Below are 18,561 nucleotides of genomic sequence, written 5' to 3' on the forward strand. Positions count from 1 at the left end.
CGAGGGCCGCGATGTCGGGTTGCGGCCGATGCCGGCCGCCTTCGCCATGCTACAGCCCGATGGGAGCGTCGGTGGGTCGCACCGGCGCGGGCAGCAGCGTCTCGCCCATGAGGTACTCGTCCACCTTCGACGCGACCGACCGGCCCTCGGCGATCGCCCACACGATGAGCGACTGGCCGCGGCCGGCGTCGCCCGCGACGAACACGCCGGGGACCGTCGTCTGGAAGTCGCCGTCGCGCTCGACGTTGCCGCGGTCGGTGAACTGCGTGCTCGTCTGCTCCTCGAGCAGGTCGCGCTCGGGGCCCGTGAAGCCCATCGCGATGAGCACGAGGTCGGCGGGGATCTCGCGCTCGGTGCCGCTCTTGGGAACGCGGCGGCCGTCGACGAACTCCGTCTCGGCCACGCGCAGCGCGCGCACCTCGCCCGCGTCGTTGCCCAGGAACTCGACCGTGGTGGCGAGGTACTGCCGCTCGCCGCCCTCCTCGTGCGCCGAGGAGACCTCGAACACCTGCGGGGTCATGGGCCACGGCTGGTGGTCGGGGCGGGAGTCGGCGGGGCGCGTGCCGATCGCGAGGTTGGTCACGCTCAGCGCGCCCTGGCGGTGCGCCGTGCCGATGCAGTCGGCGCCGGTGTCGCCGCCGCCGATCACCACGACGTGCTTGCCCTCCGCGGATATCTGGTTGGGCACCTGGTCGCCCGCGACGGCCTTGTTCGACTCGACGAGGTACTCCATCGCGAAGTGCACGCCGTCGAGGTCGCGACCCGGGATCGGCAGGTCGCGCGGCAGGGTCGAGCCCGTCGCGATGACGACGGCGTCGTAGCGGCTGCGCAGCTCGTCCCAGCTGATGTCGACGCCGATCGTGACGCCCGCGCGGAACTTCGTGCCCTCGTCCTGCATCTGGCGCAGGCGCGCCTCGAGGTGGCGCTTCTCCATCTTGAAATCGGGGATGCCGTAGCGCAGCAGGCCGCCGATGCGGTCGTCGCGCTCGTACACGGCCACCGTGTGCCCGGCGCGCGTGAGCTGCTGCGCCGCGGCCAGGCCCGCGGGGCCGGATCCGACGACCGCCACGGTCTTGCCGGTGAGGCGCGACGGCGCCTTCGGCTCGACCCAGCCGTTCGCGAACGCCTCGTCGATCGTCGAGACCTCGATCTGCTTGATCGTGACGGCCGGCTGGTTGATCCCCAGCACGCACGCGCTCTCGCACGGCGCGGGGCACAGCCGCCCCGTGAACTCGGGGAAGTTGTTCGTCGCGTGCAGGCGCTCGATCGCGTCGCGGCCCTCGCCGCGGTACATCAGGTCGTTCCACTCGGGGATGAGGTTCCCGAGCGGGCAGCCCTGGTGGCAGAACGGGATGCCGCAGTCCATGCAGCGGCTCGCCTGGCGGCGGAGCACGGCCGAGTCGCCCGGCTCGTACACCTCCTTCCAGTCGAGGATGCGCACGGGCACGGGGCGCCGAGCGGGCAGCTCCCGCTCGGTCACCTTCAGAAAGCCCTTGGGATCAGCCACCGGTCACCTCCAGGATGCGGTTCCAGACGACGTCGCCGTCGGGGTCCAGCCCCTCCGCGACCGCCGCCTGGCGGGTCTCCATGACGGCGGCGTAGTCGCGCGGCAGCACGCGCACGAAGTTCGCCGTCTCGTTCTCGAAGTCGTCCAGCAGGCGCCGCGCGAGCGCCGAGCCGGTCTGCTCGACGTGCTGCTCCAGCAGGTCGCGCAGGATCTCGGCGTCGCCGGATCCGAGCGGGCTGAGCGTGAGCTCGCCCGTGCGCAGCGCGTCGGCGTTGACGAGCGTCTCGTCCAGCCGGTACACGTACGCCGTGCCGCCCGACATGCCGGCGCCGAGGTTGCGGCCGGTCTGCCCGAGGATGACGGCGAGGCCACCGGTCATGTACTCGAGCGCGTGGTCGCCCACGCCCTCGACCACGGCGGTGGCGCCGGAGTTGCGCACGAAGAACCGCTCCCCCACCACGCCGCTGAGGAACATCGATCCGCGCGTGGCGCCGTAGCCGATGACGTTGCCGGCGATGACGTTCTCGGACGCGTCGAACGCCGCACCCCGCGGCGGGCGGATCACGATCTGCCCGCCCGAGAGGCCCTTGCCCACGTAGTCGTTCGAGTCGCCCTCGAGCCGCAGCGTGATGCCGCTCGGCAGGAACGCCCCGAAGGACTGTCCGGCCGAGCCGCGCAGCGACACGGTGATCGACCCGGCGGGCAGGCCCTGCTCGCCGTGCGCCTTCGTGACGTGGTGGCCCAGCATCGTCCCGACCGCGCGCGCCGTGTTGCGCACCGGCAGGTCGATCTCGACCTGGCCGCCGTGCGCGATGACGTCGCGGGCGCGCTCGATGAGCTGCACGTCGAAGTGCTCGTCGAGCTCGTGCGCCTGCGCCCGCCGGTGGCGGCGCGGCTCGTCCTCGGCGAACTGCGGACCGTGCAGGATCGGCGAGAGGTCGAGGCCGCTCGCCTTCCAGTGCTCGATCGCGCCGTCGACGTCGAGCAGGTCGCTGCGGCCGATCGCCTCGTCGAGCGAGCGGAAGCCCAGCTCGGCGAGATACTCGCGCACCTCCTGCGCGATGAACTCCATGAAGTTGACCACGTACTCGGCCTTGCCCGTGAAGCGGTCGCGCAGCACCGGGTTCTGCGTGGCCACGCCCACCGGGCAGGTGTCGAGATGGCACACGCGCATCATGATGCAGCCGCTCACCACGAGCGGCGCCGTGGCGAAGCCGAACTCCTCCGCGCCCAGCAGCGCGCCGATGAGCACGTCGCGGCCCGTCTTGAGCTGGCCGTCCACCTGCACGACCACGCGGTCGCGCATGGCGTTGAGCATGAGCGTCTGCTGCGTCTCGGCGAGCCCGAGCTCCCACGGCGTACCGGCGTGCTTGAGGGAGTTCAGCGGGCTCGCGCCCGTGCCGCCGTCGTGGCCCGAGACGAGGATGACGTCGCTGAGGGCCTTGGCCACGCCGGCCGCGACCGCGCCGATGCCCGACTGGCTGACGAGCTTCGTGTGGATGCGCGCCTTCGGGTTGGCCCGCTTGAGGTCGAAGATGAGCTGCTTCAGGTCCTCGATCGAGTAGATGTCGTGGTGCGGCGGCGGCGAGATGAGGCCGACGCCGGCCGTCGCGTGGCGCGTGCGCGCGACCCACGGGTACACCTTGCCGGGCGGCAGCTGGCCGCCCTCGCCGGGCTTGGCGCCCTGGGCGAGCTTGATCTGGATGTCGTCGGCCTCGGCGAGGTACATGCTCGTCACGCCGAACCGGCCGGAGGCGACCTGCTTGATCGCGCTGCGGCGCTCCGGATCGACGAGGCGCTCGACGTCCTCGCCGCCCTCGCCCGTGTTCGACTTGCCGCCGAGGCGGTTCATCGCGATCGCGAGCGTCTCGTGCGCCTCCTTCGAGATGGAGCCGTAGCTCATCGCGCCCGTCGAGAAGCGCTTCACGATGGACGAGACGGGCTCGACCTCGTCGATCGGCACGGGCTTGCGCCCGGCGGTCCTCAGCTTGAACAGCCCGCGGAGCGTCTTCAGCTCGGCGGCCTGGTCGTCGACGAGGCGCGTGTACTCGCGGAAGATGTCGTAGCGCTTCGTGCGCGTGGAGTGCTGCAGGCGGAACACCGTCTCGGGGTTGAACAGGTGCGGCGAGCCGTCGCGGCGCCACTGGTACTCGCCGCCGGTCCACAGCCGCTCGTGCACGCGCGGGGCGCGGTCCTCCGGGTAGGCGAAGGCGTGCCGCGCGGCGTTCTCGGCCGCGATCTGCTCGAGGCCGATGCCGCCGAGCTTCGACTCGGTGCCCGTGAAGTAGGCGTCGATGAGCTCCTGCGAGAGCCCGACGGCCTCGAACACCTGCGCGCCCGTGTACGACGACACCGTCGAGATGCCCATCTTCGACATGATCTTCAGCACGCCCTTGCCGAGCGCGTAGATGAGGTTCTTCACGGCCTTCTCGGGCGTGACGCCCGTGATGGCGCCGCGGCGCACGAGGTTCTCGACGGTCTCCATCGCGAGGTACGGGTTCACCGCCGACGCGCCGTAGCCGAGCAGCGTTGCCACGTGGTGCACCTCGCGCACGTCGCCGGCCTCGACGACGAGCCCCACCCGCATGCGGGTGGAGTTGCGGATGAGGTGGTGGTGCACGGCCGCCACGAGCAGCAGCGACGGGATGGGCGCGAGGTCGCGGTTGCTGTCGCGGTCGCTCAGCACGATGAACTCCGCGCCGTCCTCGATGGCGTTGTCGACCTCGTCGCAGATCTGCTCGAGGCGCTTGCGCAGGCCCTTGTGCCCGCCCGCCACGCGATACAGGCCGCGGATCGTCACCGACGTGCGCCCGGGCAGCGCCGAGTGGATGTGCTGGATCTTCGCGAGCTCGTCGTTGTCGATCACGGGGAAGTCCAGACCGACCATGCGCGTGTGCTTCGGTCCCCACGACAGCAGGTTGCCCTCGGGTCCGAGCCCGAGGCGGAGGCTCGTGACGACCTCCTCGCGGATGGAGTCGAGCGGCGGGTTCGTGACCTGCGCGAACTGCTGCGTGAAGTAGTCGAACAGCAGCCGCGGCCGGTCGCTGAGCACGGCGATGGGCGTGTCCGATCCCATCGCGCCGATCGGCTCCGCGCCCGTGCGCCCCATGGGGGTGAGGAGGATGCGGACCTCCTCCTCCGTGTAGCCGAAGGTGCGCAGGCGCCGGTTGATCGAGGCGATCGGGTGCACGATGTGCTCGCGCTCGGGCAGGTCGGCCAGGCGCACGCCGCCCGCGTCGAGCCACTCGCGCCAGGGGTGCATGGTCGCCAGCTCGCGCTTGATCTCGTCGTCGCCGATGATCCGCCCCTGCGCCGTGTCGACGAGGAACATGCGGCCGGGCAGCAGCCGGCCGCGGCGCGCGATGCGCTCGGGCGCGAAGTCGAGCACGCCGGTCTCGCTGCCCACGACGACGAGGCCGTCGGTCGTGACCGTCCAGCGGCCCGGACGCAGTCCGTTGCGGTCGAGCATGCCGCCGACCACAGTGCCGTCCGTGAACAGCAGCGAGGCGGGGCCGTCCCACGGCTCCATCTGCAGCGAGTGGTACTCGTAGAACGCGCGCAGATCCGGATCGATGTCGGCCTGCTTCTCGTACGCCTCCGGCACCATCATGAGCATGGCGTGCGGCAGGCTGCGGCCCGTGAGCGTGAGCAGCTCGAGCACCTCGTCGAACGACGCGGAGTCGCTCTCGGTGTCGCTCGTGATGGGCAGCAGCGGCTCGATCTCGCCGAGCAGGTCGGAGGCGAGCTGCGACTGGCGCGCCCGCATCCAGTTGCGGTTGCCGCCGACGGTGTTGATCTCGCCGTTGTGCGCGAGCATGCGCAGCGGCTGCGCGAGCGGCCACGACGGGAACGTGTTGGTCGAGTAGCGGCTGTGCACCACCGCGAGCTCGGTCGCGAAGCGCTCGTCCTGCAGGTCGGGGTAGAACGGCTCGAGCTGCAGCGTCGTGACCATGCCCTTATAGCCGAGGGTGCGGCTCGACAGCGACACGAAGTAGGCGCCGAGCTCGTGCTGCGCGCGCTTGCGCAGGCGGTAGGCGCGGCGGTCGAGCGCGATGCCCGACAGCGCGGGCTCGTCGCCGACGGCGGGGCGCGCGAGGAAGAGCTGCTCGAACGCGGGGCGCGCGTCGTCGGCGAGCTTTCCGAGGTGCTCCGGCTCCACCGGCACCTCGCGCCAGCCGAGCACCACGAGGTTCTCGGTCTGCGCGATCCGCTCGATGCCGCGCTTCAGCTCGGCCCTGGCCTCGTCCTCGCGGGGCAGGAAGGCCATGCCGGCGGCGTACTCCCCCACCGGGGGCAGCTCGAAGCCCGTGACGACGCGCAAGAACGCGTCGGGCATCTGGGTGAGGATGCCCGCACCGTCGCCCGTGCCCGCGTCCGATCCGATCGCGCCGCGGTGCTCGAGGTTGCGCAGCGCGGTGAGGGCCAGATCGACGATGTCGTGGCCGGGCTCGCCGCGGAGGGTGGCCACCATCGCCAGACCGCACGCGTCCTTCTCGAACGCGGGGTTGTACATGCCCTGCTTGGCCGGCAGGGATCCGCCGACGGGAGCGACGTTGCGCGGGCTCGATGCCATGGCTGACCGTCCTTGAGGTTGTTGCTGAGCGGGGCGGCGCTGACCCGGGAAGGGAGCCGCGGGATGCCCGCGAAGCGCGTGGCTCGGGCGGCCCGTTACTCGACGGTACGGGCGGGAGCTCGGAAGCGCTACTTCGCGGCGGCGGTGCTTGTGGCGGCGGCCTCGAGAGGGGCGTCCGTCGACGTGGGGTCGCTGGTGTCGACGTATCCTTCCGAGGATTCTACCCCGGCCTCGGGGGCCGGTTCGCGCCCGGCCACATACGGCGAGGGCTCGATGCCGGTGTGGCGGCGCTGCAGTGCCAGGATGACGAGACCGACGACGATCGCGGCGAGCGAGGCCCACACGTTCGTGCGCAGGCCGAGGATGACCTCGCTCGGGTCGATGCGGATGGACTCCCACACGACGCGGCCGGCGCCGTACCAGAGCAGGTAGATCGCGAAGAGGCGGCCCCACTGGAAGGCGAGCTTGCGGCCGAGCCACAGCAGCACGACGACGCCCGCCACGTTCCAGATCACCTCGTAGAGGAAGGTCGGGTGGAACAGCGTGTCCTCGGGCAGGCCAGCGGGGATCGCCGGGTTGTCGGCGTCGATCTCGAGGCCCCAGGGCAGATCCGTCGGCCAGCCGAACAGCTCCTGGTTGAACCAGTTGCCGAAGCGGCCCATCGCCTGCGCGAGCAGCAGCCCGGGTGCGAGGGCGTCGGCGAAGGTCCAGAACCGGATGCCCGTCCACCGGCACCCGAGCCAGGCGCCGATCGCTCCGCCGATGAGCGCGCCGTAGATGGCGATGCCGCCCTCCCAGATCGCCCACACCGAGCCGGGCTGGGTGATGTTCCACGGGTTGGAACCCTCGCCGAAGTAGTAGCCGGGGTGCGTGACGACGTGGAAGATGCGCGCGCCGATGATCGCCAGCGGCACCGCGAGCAGCGCGATGTCGATGACGATCCAGCGCTCGGCGCCGCGCTTGGTGAGGCGGTGGTTCGTCAGGATCGTCGCCACGATGATCCCGGCGATGATGCACAGCGCGTAGAAGTGGATCGTGAACTGCCCGAACGTGAACGGACCGAGGGTGATGGGTCCGAACTCCCAGCTCCAGGAGCTCACCGGCGGGCTGGGGATGCTCGCGACGACGTTCGTCAGGGCAGTAGACAGCATGGTTGCGAGTCTAGTTCAGGCGGCGCGTCGCGCCGTCACGCGCGGGACGCGCACGCCCCCGCCCCGCGCGCCGCTCAGCAACGGGGCAGGTGCCTGGTCCAGACTGGCCGGATGCGTCGCCGCACCCTGCTCCTCTCCCTGGCCGCCGTCGCGGCCCTTGCGGCCGCCGGGACGATCGCGATGAGCGTGACGCGTGCGGACGAGCCCGCCGGGTGCGACGACATCCGCGCCTATCAGCAGCGCTACGGCGAGATCGAGACCCTCGGCGAGGGCAGCGGCCGGATCGCGGTGCTCGGCGACTCGTACGCGGCCGGCGACGCCCTGAGCGATCGCGGCACGCGCTGGAGCGACTTCCTCGCGCAGCGCGCCACCGGCGACACCGTCCTGCTCGATGCGGTGCCGCTGACGGGGTACGTCAACGAGGGCGCGTGCGGCCCGAACGCGTTCGAGGACCGCATCGACCGCCTCGTCGACACGGGGGCCGACACCCTCGTCATCCAGGGCGGACTCAACGACGTCTCCGCCGAGCCGGAGTCGTTGCGGCGGAGCGCAGCTGCCGTGCTCGACGCCGCGGAGGCCGTGCCCCGCGTCGTCGTGGTGGGGCCGATGGACGTTCCGGGGCGCGACGGCGAGGCCGCCGTCGACGTCGTGCTCGCCGAGGAGGCGGCCGCGCGCGGGATGACGTACGTGTCGGCGCTCGACTGGGACCTGCCCGTCGGCCGCGACCGCATCCACCTCACGCCCGCGGGGCACGCCGAGTACGCCGAGCGGATCCTCGGCGCGCTGCCGCGGCGGTGAGACCGGCCGCGCGTCAGCGACGGGTGCCGGCGGCGAGCTCGCGGGCGAGCTCGCTCAGCCCCGCTACTCCCCCGTCGCGCAGGGCGCGCACGAGCGCCGTGCCGACGATCGCGCCGTCGGCGTACTCCGCGACGCCCGCGACCTGGGCGGGCGTCGAGATGCCGATGCCCACGCACGCGCGGCGCACGCCGCGGTCGCGCAGCCGCCCCACGAGGGTGCGCGCGGCGCGGTCGAGCTCGGTGCGCTCGCCCGTGATGCCCATCGTCGAGACCGCGTACACGAAGCCGCGCGAGGCGTCGCGGATCATGTCCATCCGCCCATCCGTCGACGTCGGCGCCGCGAGGAACACGCGATCCAGGCCGGTGCGGTCCGAGGCCGCGATCCACTCCGCCGCGGCGTCCGGCGTGATGTCGGGCGTGATGAGGCCGGCGCCGCCCGCGGCGGCGAGGGCGTCGGCATAGCGGTCGACGCCGTACTGCACCACGAGGTTCCAGTACGACATGACGAGCACCGGCGTGCGCACGCGCTCCGTGATGGCGCGCACGAGCCGGAACAGGTCGGGCGTGCGGAAGCCCGAGGCGAGCGCGGCGTTCGTCGCCTCCTGGATGATCGGGCCGTCCATCACGGGGTCGCTGTAGGGCGGGCCCAGCTCGATGACGTCGGCGCCGTTCTCGGCGAGGGCGACCGCGGCCTTCAGCGAGGTGTCGAAGTCGGGGAAGCCCGCGGGCAGGTAGCCGATGAACGCCGCGCGCCCCTCGGCGTTCGCCGCGTCGATCGCGGCCTCGACGGCCGAGGTCATTCGCCCGCTCCCTCGTCGTAGAGCTCGAAATACCGCGCCGCGGTGTCCATGTCCTTGTCGCCGCGGCCCGAGAGGCACACGGCGAGCACGGCGTCGGGACCCAGCTCGCGGCCGATGCGCAGCGCGCCCGCGAGGGCGTGCGCCGACTCGATGGCCGGGATGATCCCCTCGGTGCGGCTGAGCAGGCGCAGCGCCTGCATCGCCTCGTCGTCGGTGGCGGGGATGTACGTGGCCCGCCCGATCGACGCGAGCCACGCGTGCTCCGGCCCGACGCCCGGGTAGTCGAGGCCGGCCGAGATGGAGTGCGACTCGACGGTCTGGCCGTCCTCGTCCTGCAGCACGAAGGTGCGCGCCCCGTGCAGCACGCCCTCGCGGCCGCGGGCGATCGACGCGGCGTGCCGCTCGGTGTCGACGCCGTCGCCCGCCGCCTCCACGCCGTAGAGCGCCACGGACTCGTCGTCGATGAAGGCGTCGAACATGCCGATCGCGTTCGAGCCGCCGCCGACGCAGGCCAGCACGGCATCGGGCAGGCGCCCGGTGCGCTCCAGCAGCTGCGCGCGCGCCTCCTCGGAGATGACCTTCTGGAAGTCGCGCACCATCGCCGGGAACGGGTGCGGTCCCGCCGCCGTGCCGAAGATGTAGTTGGTCGTCGCGACGCTCGCCACCCAGTCGCGGTACGCCTCGTTGATGGCGTCCTTCAGGGTGCGCGATCCGGTCGTCACGGGGACGACGTCGGCGCCGAGCAGGCGCATGCGGGCGACGTTGAGCGCCTGGCGCTCGGTGTCGACCTCGCCCATGTAGATCGTGCAGTCCAGGCCGAACAGCGCCGCCGCGGTCGCGGTCGCCACGCCATGCTGGCCGGCGCCGGTCTCGGCGATCACGCGCGTCTTGCCCAGGCGCCGGGTGAGCAGCGCCTGACCGAGCACGTTGTTGATCTTGTGGCTGCCCGTGTGGTTGAGGTCCTCGCGCTTGAGGAAGATGCGCGCCCCGCCCGCGTGCTCCGCGAAGCGCGGCACCTCGGTGAGCGCCGACGGCCGGCCGGCGTAGTCGGCCAGCAGCGTCGCGAGCTCCGCGCGGAACGCGGCGTCGGCCATCGCCTCGCGGTGCGCGACGTCGAGCTCGTCGATGGCCGCGATGAGCGATTCGGGCATGTAGCGCCCGCCGAAGTCGCCGAAGAACGGCCCCGGCTGCTCGCGGAGTGTCATGACGCCTCCAGGAAGGATCGCAGGGTGAGGACGGGATCGCCCGTCACGAGCGCCTCGCCGATGAGCACGGCGTCGGCGCCGGCCGCGCGGTAGTGCGCGACATCGGCCGGTTCGAGCACGGCGGACTCCGCGACCTTCACGGCATCGGACGGGATGCCGTCCACGAGCCGGCCGAACAGGTCGCGGTCGAGCTCGAACGTCGACAGATCGCGCGCGTTCACCCCGATGAGGCGCGCGCCGAGCTGCGCCGCGCGCGCCACCTCGTCGGCGGTGTGCGCCTCGACGAGCGGCGTCATGCCCAGCTCGACGACGAGTGCGTAGAGCCGCTCCAGCAGCGGCTGCTCGAGCGCCGCCGCGATGAGGAGCACGAGGTCGGCGCCGGCGGCCCTGGCCTCCCACACCTGGTACGGCGTGGCGACGAAGTCCTTGCGCAGCACCGGCAGCCCGACGGCGGCCTTGACGGCCGACAGGTCGTCGAGCGAGCCCTTGAACCGGCGCTGCTCCGTCAGCACGCTGATCGCCGACGCGCCGCCCGTCTCGTAGAGCCCCGCCTGGCGTGCGGGATCGGGGATCTCGGCGAGGTCGCCGCGCGAGGGGCTCGCGCGCTTCACCTCGGCGATGACCTTGACGCGGTCGGCGGGCGCGAGGAATGCGAGCGCGTCGCGCGCCGCCGGCTGGGCCAGCGCGGCCCGCTCGACCTCGGCGAGCGGGCGGACGGCCTCGCGCGCCTCGGCATCCGCGACCGACCCGGCGGTGAGCTCCGCCAGGAGAGACATCAGTGCGCCTTGGTCGAGTACTTCGGACCGTTCGCGCCGTAGCCGGCCTTGGACAGGATCCAGCCCGCGATGGGACCGCTCACGAAGAGCACCACCGATGCCCACACGAGCCACATCTGGTCGAGGAACAGCGCCGTCGTGCCGATGGCCAGCGCCACCAGCATGATGATCACCGCCGTCCACGCGGCGGGCGAGTGTCCGTGACCGGGGTCGGTGAGGGGGTTGCTCATCTCGTGGGTGCTCCTTCGATGCATGGGACCGGTTCGAGTCTATCGGGAGGGGCCGAGCGACCGCGCCGCGGGGCGGCGCTCAGCGGGCGGTGGGGTCCTGGCCGTGGCTCAGGTCGTCCCACGAGTCGATCGCGTCGAGCGGGCCGTCGGCGGGAGCCGCGCTCGCGGTCTCGTACCGGCGGCCGGACCGCTTCCAGTGCCGCGCCGTCGAGACGACCGTTGCGCCGCCGAGCACCACGAGCGCGGCGGCGACGAGCGAGATGATCGGCCACGGCGTGACGGCGAGCGAGACCACGAGCTCGCCGACGGCCTCCTCGCCCGCGAGGCCGGTGTGCTCGGTGACGGCCGACGCCGCGGCCGACACGGGCGGGGCGAACGCGATCCGGCTCGTGGTGGCGACGAGCACGAACCCGAGGAGCACCGCGAGCACGCCGAGGATGTAGCGCAGCACGACGCCCGCGAGCGCCAGCACGAGCGCGAGGGCCAGCGCCGCCAGCGCGAGGGGCTGCAGCACGGGCGAGGCGGACGCACCCGGCACGGGCAGCGTCGCGTCGGCGAGCTGCGCGCTCAGCCACGTCTGGGTCGAGCCCACGAGCAGCACGGCGCCGCCGATGAGGACGAGCAGCACCGAGAGCGAGCGACCGCGGCGGCCCGCCCAGCCGTCGATCCGGCGCATCGCACCCATCAGCGCGCTCCCGGCAGCAGGTCGCGCTCGTCGGTGTCGAAGCACGTGTGCGTGCCGGTGTGGCAGGCCGCTCCCGTCTGGTCCACGAGCAGCAGCACGGTGTCGCCGTCGCAGTCGATGCGCACGCCGCGCACCTCCTGCACGTGACCGGACGTGTCGCCCTTGCGCCAGTACTCCCCGCGCGAGCGCGACCAGTACACGGCGCGCCCGCCGGTCAGCGTGCGCCGCAGCGCCTCGCGATCCATCCACGCGAGCATGAGCACCTCGAGGGTGTCGTGCTGCTGCACGACGACGGGCACGAGCCCGTCGGCGTTGAAGGCGACCCGGTCCAGCCGGGCCTCGACATCGATGGGCTGGCTCATCGGACCGGCACCCCCTCCGCGCGCAGCGCCGTCTTCACGTCGCCGACGGTCATCTGCCCCGAGTGGAACACGCTCGCCGCGAGCACCGCGTCCGCCCCCGCGCGCACCGCCGGGGCGAAGTGCGAGACGTCGCCGGCGCCGCCCGAGGCGATCACCGGCACGGTCGACAGCTCGCGCATGAGCCCCACGAGCTCGAGGTCGAAGCCCTGCTTCGTGCCGTCGGCGTCGATCGAGTTGACGAGCAGCTCGCCCGCGCCGCGCTCGATCGCCTCGCGCGCCCAGTCGAGCGCGTCGAGGTCGGTCTCCTGCCGCCCGCCGTGCGTCGTCACGACGAAGCCCGACGGCGTGCGCGGCGACCGCTTCACATCGAGCGAGAGCACGAGCACCTGCGCGCCGAAGCGGTCGGCGATCTCGCCGATCAGCGCCGGTCGGCGGATCGCCGCGGAGTTGACGCCGACCTTGTCGGCCCCGACCTCCTGCAGGCGGGCGACGTCGTCGACGCTGCGGATGCCGCCGCCGACCGTGAGCGGGATGAAGACCTGCTCGGCGGTGCACCGCACGACGTCGTGCATCGTCGCGCGCTCGTCGACCGTGGCGGTGACGTCGAGGAACGTGATCTCGTCGGCGCCCTGTTCGAAGTACCGCCGCGCGAGCTCGACGGGGTCGCCCATCTCGCGCAGGTTCTCGAAGTTGATGCCCTTCACCACGCGCCCGGCCGCCACGTCGAGGCACGGGATCACCCGGGTCACGACCGACATCAGAGCCTCGCGTTGTCGATCGCGGTGACGAGGATGGCGCGCGCGCCGAGCTCGTAGAGCTCGTCCATGACGCGGTTCATGCCCTTGCGGGGCACCATCACCCGCACGGCCACCCACTCCGGGTCGCGCAGCGGCGACACGGTGGGCGACTCGATGCCCTTCGCGATCGCGGTGGCCTGGTCGAGCAGGGCCACGGGCAGGTCGTAGTCGACCATCACGTAGCGGCGGGCGACCATGACGCCGCGCAGCCGGCGCAGCAGCCGGTCGGTGCCGGGCGCCTCGGTGGGCGCCCCGATGAGCACGGCCTCCGACTCCATGAGCACGTCGCCGAAGATCTCCAGGCCGGCCTGGCGCAGGGTCGTGCCGGTCTCGACCACGTCGGCGACGGCGTCGGCGACGCCCAGCTCCACCGCCGACTGGACGGCGCCGACCAGCGGCACGATGTCGACGGCCACGCCGCGCGCGTCGAGGAGCGCGTCGACGACGCCGGGGAACGCGGTCGCCACGCGCACGCCCTCGAGGTCCTCGATGCGCGAGAAGCGTCCGGGCCGGGCAGCGAGGCGGAACGTGGAGTTGCCGAAGCCGAGCGCCTCGATCTCGCGCGCGGGCATGCGGGTGTCGAGCAGCAGGTCGCGGCCGGTGATGCCCACGTCGAGGGCGCCGGAGGCGACGTACGTGGCGATGTCGCGCGGGCGCAGGTAGAAGAACTCGACGTCGTTGGCGGCGTCGATCAGGTGCAGCTGCTTGGTGTCGCGGCGGGTGGCGTAGCCGGCCTCGGCGAGCATGGCGATGGCGGTCTCGGAGAGCGAGCCCTTGTTGGGAACGGCGATGCGGAGCATGGGGTCTTTCGGGTCGAGGATGACGGTTCCGGGCGCGCCTCAGAGATGTCGGTAGACGTCGGCCGGCGTCAGACCCTTCGCGATCATGAGCACCTGCAGGTGGTACAGCAGCTGCGAGATCTCCTCGGCCGCCTCCTCGTCCGACTGGTACTCGGCGGCCATCCAGACCTCGGCCGCCTCCTCGACGATCTTCTTGCCGATCGCATGCACGCCGGCGTCCAGCTCCCTGACGGTGCCGGATCCCTCCGGCCGCGTCTGCGCCTTCTCACTCAGCTCCGCGAACAGCTCGTCGAACGTCTTCACCCGTCCAGGCTACCGGCAGGTGCCGGGAAGCCCGCCCGCGCGGTCAGTGGCGGTGCGCCGCCGCGGCGTCGCGCAGGGCCGCGATGGCGGCGTCGATGTCGTCCGCGCCGTAGACGGCCGAGCCCGCGACGAACGTGTCGGCGCCCGCCGCGGCCGCCTGCGCGATCGTGTCGGCCGAGATGCCGCCGTCCACCTGGAGCCACACGTCCGATCCGCGGCGGCGCGCCTCGTCGGCGAGGCTGCGCAGCTTGGGCATCTGATCGGCCAGGAACGACTGCCCCCCGAAGCCGGGCTCGACGGTCATGACGAGGATCTGGTCGAAGGCGTCCAGGTGGTCGAAGAGCTGCTCGACGGGCGTGGCGGGCTTGACGGCGACGCCCGCGCGGGCGCCGATCTCGCGCAGGCGCGCCGCGAGGGCGAGCGGATCGGCCGCTGCCTCGAGGTGGAACGTCACCGACGCCGCGCCGAGCTCGGCGTAGCCCGGCGCCCAGCGGTCGGGGTCGTCGATCATGAGGTGCACGTCGAGCGGCACGGGGCTCGTGGCCTGGATGCGCTGCACCATCTGCGGCCCGAAGGTGAGATTCGGCACGAAGTGGTTGTCCATCACGTCGACGTGCACGAAGTCCGCGCCCGAGATGCGCGCGAGCTCCGACTGCATGTTGGCGAAGTCGGCCGACAGGATGCTCGGGTTGATGCGGGGGGCCTGCGGGAGGGTCACGTCGCCATTATCCCTGCACGGCCCTGCGCGGCAGCGCCATGGCCAGCGCGATGACGAGGGCGCCGGCGACGGGCACGATCGCGAGTCCGTAGCGGATCGCGGTCGCGTCGGCGATGAGCCCGACGATCGGCGGCGAGGCGAGGAACCCGATCCGCAGCAGCCACGACACGATCGTGAGCCCGGTGCCGGGCTTCAGGCCCGGGATCGCGTCGGCCTCGTGCATCGCCGTGGGGATCATCGTCGCGCAGCCGAGACCGGCCAGCGCGAAGCCGACGATCGTCCCCGGGATGCTCGGGAACAGCAGCGCCGCGCCCAGGCCGGCCGCGATCAGCAGGCCGCCGGCCTGCGTGACGAGCCTCTGGCCGAAGCGGTCGATCAGCCGGTCGCCCGCGAACCGGCCCACCGTCTGCGCGACGAGGAGCGCGATGTACCCCCATGCCGCGACGGTCGTGGCGGCACCCAGCTCTGTGGACAGGTACACCGCCGCCCACGTGCTCCCGGCGTCCTCCGTCAGGGCGCCGGCGATCGCGATGACGACGAGCGCCGTGATGACGAGCACGATGCGCATGCGCGACCAGTGACCGCCGCGCGCCGCCGCGTGCTCCCCCTCGAGGTCGGAGCCGTCGGCGCCGGGCAGCGCGAGCCGCAGCGAGAGCACGCCGCACAGCGCGATGAGCACGGCGACCGTGCCGAGGTGCCAGGCGCGCGGGATGCCGAGGGCGAGCACGCCCGCGGCGATGAGACCGCCGGTGACGGCGCCGACCGACCACATGGCGTGCAGCGAGTTGATGATCGACCGCCCGAGCCGGCGCTGCACGCGCAGGCCGTGGGCGTTCTGGCCGACGTCGGTGATCGCGTCGGTCGCCCCGAGCGCGAACAGGCCGGCCGCGAACAGCACGCCGGTGGGCGCCATGCCCGCCAGCGCCGCGGCCAGTGTGGAGAGCACCATCGCGTAGGCCGCCGTGCGCGCCGACCCGAAGCGCTGCACGAACCAGCCCGCGCTCAGCCCCACGAGGACCGAGCCGAGGGCGGTGGCCGAGATCGCGAGCCCGTACGCGGCGTTGCTCAGCCCCAGCTCGGCCTTGATCGCCGGGAAGTGGGGCACGAGGTTCGCGAGCGTCGCGCCGTTGAGGAAGAACCAGGCCGAGACGGCCCAGCGCGCGCGCCGGGCCGCGGAGTCGGAAGTCGCCATAGACATCCGAGCCTATGGCGTCGTGCGGAATCCGCCGCCCACGGCGACCCCGGCTCGGGCATGATGTGCTTCGTGACCCTCTTCGAGGCGCCGCCCGCCGCGCCCCGCCCGCCCCGCGACGGCCGGCGATCGGGCGCGCGCCGCACCGGCGTGCTCGCGATCGTCGTCGCCGTGAGCGGCGTCGCGCTGTTCGCCGGCACCCTCATCCAGGCGGCGCTGTCGGGCGAGGACGGGTGGCGACCGCCGGCGCCCGGCCTGGCGGCGCCGGACGGCGGTCTGCCGCGGCACGGGGAGCCGAGCGCGGCCGCCGTGGAGCTGGCCGACCGGATGCCGCTGACCGCGGAGGGGCGCGAGCTGTTCCTGTCCACGGCGCCCGAGATCGTCGACGGTGACGGCATCCGCACCCTCTGCGACAGCGCTCACCGGGCGGCCGCCGAGGGGTCGTTCCAGGTGCTCGGCTGCTACCGATCCGATCACCGCATCGCGGTGTTCCAGGCCGCCGACCCGCGGCTGCACGACACCACGGTGATCACCGCGGCGCACGAGCTGCTCCACGCCGTCTACGCGGGGCTGGACGATGCGGAGCGGGATCTCGTCGACCGTCTCATCACCGAGGAGGCCGCGCGCCTGCCGGCGGACGATCCGATCCATGCGCAGATCGATGCGTCCGTCGGCGATCACACGGGCTCGCTCGCGAACGAGCGGTTCGCCTACCTCGGCACCCAGGTGCATGGCGCCGGAGGCTTCGCCGCCGAGCTCGAGGGCGTCTACGGCCGCTACATCAGCGACCGCGCCGCCCTGGTCGAGACGCACCGTCGCGCCGAATCGGTCATCCCGCAGGCGAACGAGGCGCTGCGCGCGCGGTGGGACGAGGTGTCGGCGCTCGAGCAGGCGAACGCGCAGGAGGAGGCGCAGCTCTCGGCGGATCGCGGCGCGCACGAGGCGGCGCTCGCCTCGTACAACGCCGACGCCGACGAGTTCAACGCGACGCCTCCCGAGCTGCGCGCCCAGTACGCGAGCATCGTCACGTATCCCGACGGGCGCACCGAGCGGATGTCGTGGGAGGCCGCGCTCGCGGCGCGCTATGCCGAGCTCGAGGCGTTCCGCGCCGACATCGAGGCGCGCGGCGCGGCCCTCGAGGCCGAGAAGGCGCGGGCCGCCCAGCTGCGCGCCGACGCGGAGGCGGCGCAGGCCGACCTCGAGGCGCTCATCGACGCCGCGACGCCCGACTGACGCGTCCGGCGGTCAGCGGCGGCGGAGCAGGGCGAGGAACATCGCGTCGGTGCCGTGACGATGCGGCCACAGCTGGGCGCGGCGGGATCCGTCCCCCGGGACCGGCAGGTCCAGCGGACGGCGGGCGACCGACTGCAGCGCCGCGCGGGCGTCGAGCTCCTCGGCCGCGTCGCCCAGGCGGTCGCGGACCGCCCCGACGACGGCCATGGTCTCGGCCAGGTGCGGCGAGCACGTGACGTACGCGACGACGCCTCCCGGGCGCAGCGCGCCGAACGCCTCGAGGAGCAGCTGCTCCTGAAGCGCCGTGAGCTCCGCCACGTCGGCCGGCTGCTTGCGCCAGCGCGCCTCGGGCCGCCGCCGCAGCGCGCCCAGCCCCGTGCACGGCGCGTCGACGAGGATGCGGTCGAACTCCCCAGCGCGCTCGGCGGCGAGCTCGCGGCCGTCGCGCTCGTGCACGGTCACCTCGAGCGGCACGGCCGCGACGGCGCGGCGCACGAGCCCGGCGCGCGCGGGCACCACCTCGTTCGCCTCGAGCGACGCGCCGCCGGCCAGCGCCTCGGCCGCGAGCAGCGCGGTCTTCCCGCCGGGGCCGGCGCACAGGTCCAGCCACCGCTCCCCCGCGCGCACGGGCGACAGGCGGGTGAGCGCGAGGGCGACGAGCTGCGAGCCCTCGTCCTGCACCCGCAGCCGTCCCTCCGAGGCGCGCACGACGGGTTCGGGATCGCCGGCGTCGAGCCGGAACCCCACGGGCGAGTAGGGAGCGACCGGCTCGCGCGGCTCGGCCAGGCCGGGCAGCGCGGCCATCGACACGCGCGGCGAGGCGTTGTCGGCGGCGAGCAGGTCCTCCAGCTCGCCCTGCCTGCCCTCCGCCGCGAGAGCGCGCCGCAGGGCGCGGACGATCCAGACCGGATGGGACTGCGCCAGCCCGAGCCGCTCGTCGTCGGAGCGCGCCGCGTCGGCGATCCGGTCGAGCCATTCGCCGGGCGTCTCGCGCGCGACGCGGCGCAGCACGGCGTTCGCGAAGCCGGCGGCGCCCCGGCCGGACGACTCGGCCGCGAGCTCGACCGACTCGTTGACGGCGGCGTGCGAGGCGACGCGCGTCGACATCAGCTGGTGGATGCCGAGGCGCAGCGCGTCGCGCACGGCGGGATCGATCTGCGCCGGATCGCGGTCCGCGGCGGCGGCGAGGATGGCGTCGTAGGTCCCCTGCCGCCGCAGCGTGCCGTAGGTCAGCTCCGTCGCCAGGCCCGCGTCGGGTCCGCTCAGGCCGGCCCGCTCGAGCTCCCGCGGCAGCAGCAGGTTGGCGTAGGCGTCCGAGTCGCTCACGGCCCGCAGCACGGCGAACGCCACGCGGCGCGCCGGCTGCACCTCGTCGCGCCCGCGCGCTTCCCGCCGGCGCTGCGGCGCGCGCCGGGGCGCCCCAGCCCTGCCT

At 73.2% G+C, this 18,561-nt stretch carries 17 protein-coding genes; 2 read left to right on the forward strand and 15 right to left on the reverse strand.

Annotated features, from left to right (window positions below; genetic code table 11):
* Nucleotides 1–49: 49 nt before the first annotated feature.
* The 3 genes from ACODR5_RS05755 to lgt form a co-directional block, all read right to left on the reverse strand.
* Nucleotides 50–1,507: a glutamate synthase subunit beta gene (locus tag ACODR5_RS05755; RefSeq protein ID WP_460815513.1), complete on the reverse strand. Its 1,458-nt coding sequence runs from the start codon at nucleotides 1,505–1,507 to the stop codon at nucleotides 50–52.
* Nucleotides 1,500–6,080 carry a glutamate synthase large subunit gene (gene gltB / locus ACODR5_RS05760; RefSeq protein ID WP_488983004.1) on the reverse strand — a complete coding sequence of 1,527 codons (4,581 nt, stop codon included), beginning with the start codon at nucleotides 6,078–6,080 and terminating at the stop codon, nucleotides 1,500–1,502. Before gltB ends, ACODR5_RS05755 begins: the two co-directional genes overlap by 8 nt.
* A gap of 128 nt (nucleotides 6,081–6,208) precedes the next feature.
* On the reverse strand, nucleotides 6,209–7,231 hold the full coding sequence (gene lgt / locus ACODR5_RS05765; RefSeq protein WP_449853148.1) for a prolipoprotein diacylglyceryl transferase: 1,023 nt from the start codon (nucleotides 7,229–7,231) through the stop codon (nucleotides 6,209–6,211).
* Nucleotides 7,232–7,342: 111 nt separating this feature from the next.
* Here lgt and ACODR5_RS05770 point away from each other — a divergent pair, with 111 nt between their 5' ends.
* Complete coding sequence (locus ACODR5_RS05770) at nucleotides 7,343–8,029, forward strand: SGNH/GDSL hydrolase family protein (RefSeq protein WP_488983005.1); 687 nt, start codon at nucleotides 7,343–7,345, stop codon at nucleotides 8,027–8,029.
* 13 nt (nucleotides 8,030–8,042) lie between these two features.
* Here the strand turns inward: ACODR5_RS05770 and trpA are convergent, their stop codons facing one another.
* The 11 genes from trpA to ACODR5_RS05825 all read right to left on the reverse strand — a co-directional run bounded on the left by trpA (nucleotide 8,043) and on the right by ACODR5_RS05825 (nucleotide 15,896).
* Nucleotides 8,043–8,828, reverse strand: a complete 786-nt coding sequence (gene trpA / locus ACODR5_RS05775) for a tryptophan synthase subunit alpha (RefSeq protein ID WP_488983006.1) — start codon at nucleotides 8,826–8,828, stop codon at nucleotides 8,043–8,045.
* Nucleotides 8,825–10,033, reverse strand: coding sequence for a tryptophan synthase subunit beta (gene trpB / locus ACODR5_RS05780; RefSeq protein ID WP_488983007.1), 1,209 nt, complete (start codon nucleotides 10,031–10,033; stop codon nucleotides 8,825–8,827). Before trpB ends, trpA begins: the two co-directional genes overlap by 4 nt.
* A complete protein-coding gene (gene trpC, locus ACODR5_RS05785; RefSeq protein ID WP_449853152.1) occupies nucleotides 10,030–10,809 on the reverse strand; it encodes an indole-3-glycerol phosphate synthase TrpC in 780 nt (259 codons plus the stop codon). The genes trpB and trpC overlap by 4 nt, the downstream gene beginning before the upstream one ends.
* Nucleotides 10,809–11,039, reverse strand: a complete 231-nt coding sequence (locus tag ACODR5_RS05790; RefSeq protein WP_488983012.1) for a DUF6704 family protein — start codon at nucleotides 11,037–11,039, stop codon at nucleotides 10,809–10,811. The genes trpC and ACODR5_RS05790 overlap by 1 nt, the downstream gene beginning before the upstream one ends.
* Before the next feature lie 79 nt (nucleotides 11,040–11,118).
* Nucleotides 11,119–11,724, reverse strand: coding sequence for a Trp biosynthesis-associated membrane protein (locus tag ACODR5_RS05795; protein WP_449853154.1), 606 nt, complete (start codon nucleotides 11,722–11,724; stop codon nucleotides 11,119–11,121).
* The gene (hisI, locus tag ACODR5_RS05800) at nucleotides 11,724–12,086 is read right to left on the reverse strand and encodes a phosphoribosyl-AMP cyclohydrolase (protein ID WP_460815503.1); all 363 of its coding nucleotides are present in this window, start codon (nucleotides 12,084–12,086) and stop codon (nucleotides 11,724–11,726) included. Before hisI ends, ACODR5_RS05795 begins: the two co-directional genes overlap by 1 nt.
* Nucleotides 12,083–12,844 (reverse strand): imidazole glycerol phosphate synthase subunit HisF, encoded by a 762-nt coding sequence (gene hisF, locus ACODR5_RS05805; RefSeq protein ID WP_460815501.1) that lies wholly within the window; start codon nucleotides 12,842–12,844, stop codon nucleotides 12,083–12,085. Before hisF ends, hisI begins: the two co-directional genes overlap by 4 nt.
* Nucleotides 12,844–13,683 carry an ATP phosphoribosyltransferase gene (hisG, locus tag ACODR5_RS05810; protein ID WP_488983008.1) on the reverse strand — a complete coding sequence of 280 codons (840 nt, stop codon included), beginning with the start codon at nucleotides 13,681–13,683 and terminating at the stop codon, nucleotides 12,844–12,846. Before hisG ends, hisF begins: the two co-directional genes overlap by 1 nt.
* Nucleotides 13,684–13,722: 39 nt before the next feature.
* Nucleotides 13,723–13,986: a phosphoribosyl-ATP diphosphatase gene (locus tag ACODR5_RS05815; protein ID WP_449853158.1), complete on the reverse strand. Its 264-nt coding sequence runs from the start codon at nucleotides 13,984–13,986 to the stop codon at nucleotides 13,723–13,725.
* 43 nt (nucleotides 13,987–14,029) lie between these two features.
* Nucleotides 14,030–14,704, reverse strand: coding sequence for a ribulose-phosphate 3-epimerase (gene rpe / locus ACODR5_RS05820; protein ID WP_460815499.1), 675 nt, complete (start codon nucleotides 14,702–14,704; stop codon nucleotides 14,030–14,032).
* Nucleotides 14,705–14,711: 7 nt separating this feature from the next.
* Nucleotides 14,712–15,896 carry an MFS transporter gene (locus tag ACODR5_RS05825; protein ID WP_488983009.1) on the reverse strand — a complete coding sequence of 395 codons (1,185 nt, stop codon included), beginning with the start codon at nucleotides 15,894–15,896 and terminating at the stop codon, nucleotides 14,712–14,714.
* A gap of 72 nt (nucleotides 15,897–15,968) precedes the next feature.
* On the opposite strand from ACODR5_RS05825, the gene ACODR5_RS05830 reads away from it, so the two are divergent.
* Complete coding sequence (locus ACODR5_RS05830) at nucleotides 15,969–17,129, forward strand: hypothetical protein (RefSeq protein ID WP_488983010.1); 1,161 nt, start codon at nucleotides 15,969–15,971, stop codon at nucleotides 17,127–17,129.
* Nucleotides 17,130–17,141: 12 nt separating this feature from the next.
* Here the strand turns inward: ACODR5_RS05830 and ACODR5_RS05835 are convergent, their stop codons facing one another.
* A complete protein-coding gene (locus ACODR5_RS05835; RefSeq protein WP_460815626.1) occupies nucleotides 17,142–18,497 on the reverse strand; it encodes an RsmB/NOP family class I SAM-dependent RNA methyltransferase in 1,356 nt (451 codons plus the stop codon).
* Nucleotides 18,498–18,561 lie beyond the last annotated feature (64 nt).

Source organism: Microbacterium sp. FG3 (assembly GCF_057809335.1).

Excerpts from the sequence above, each read along its gene's own strand:
- ACODR5_RS05825 (WP_488983009.1), bottom strand. The coding sequence starts at position 15,896 with ATGGCGACTTCCGACTCCGCGGCCCGGCGCGCGCGCTGGGCCGTCTCG.
- hisI (WP_460815503.1), bottom strand. The coding sequence starts at position 12,086 with ATGAGCCAGCCCATCGATGTCGAGGCCCGGCTGGACCGGGTCGCCTTC.
- ACODR5_RS05795 (WP_449853154.1), bottom strand. The coding sequence starts at position 11,724 with ATGGGTGCGATGCGCCGGATCGACGGCTGGGCGGGCCGCCGCGGTCGC.
- trpB (WP_488983007.1), bottom strand. The coding sequence starts at position 10,033 with ATGACACTCCGCGAGCAGCCGGGGCCGTTCTTCGGCGACTTCGGCGGG.
- gltB (WP_488983004.1), bottom strand. The coding sequence starts at position 6,080 with ATGGCATCGAGCCCGCGCAACGTCGCTCCCGTCGGCGGATCCCTGCCG.
- trpC (WP_449853152.1), bottom strand. The coding sequence starts at position 10,809 with ATGTCTCTCCTGGCGGAGCTCACCGCCGGGTCGGTCGCGGATGCCGAG.
- ACODR5_RS05790 (WP_488983012.1), bottom strand. The coding sequence starts at position 11,039 with ATGAGCAACCCCCTCACCGACCCCGGTCACGGACACTCGCCCGCCGCG.
- hisF (WP_460815501.1), bottom strand. The coding sequence starts at position 12,844 with ATGTCGGTCGTGACCCGGGTGATCCCGTGCCTCGACGTGGCGGCCGGG.
- lgt (WP_449853148.1), bottom strand. The coding sequence starts at position 7,231 with ATGCTGTCTACTGCCCTGACGAACGTCGTCGCGAGCATCCCCAGCCCG.
- hisG (WP_488983008.1), bottom strand. The coding sequence starts at position 13,683 with ATGCTCCGCATCGCCGTTCCCAACAAGGGCTCGCTCTCCGAGACCGCC.
- trpA (WP_488983006.1), bottom strand. The coding sequence starts at position 8,828 with ATGACCTCGGCCGTCGAGGCCGCGATCGACGCGGCGAACGCCGAGGGG.
- ACODR5_RS05770 (WP_488983005.1), top strand. The coding sequence starts at position 7,343 with ATGCGTCGCCGCACCCTGCTCCTCTCCCTGGCCGCCGTCGCGGCCCTT.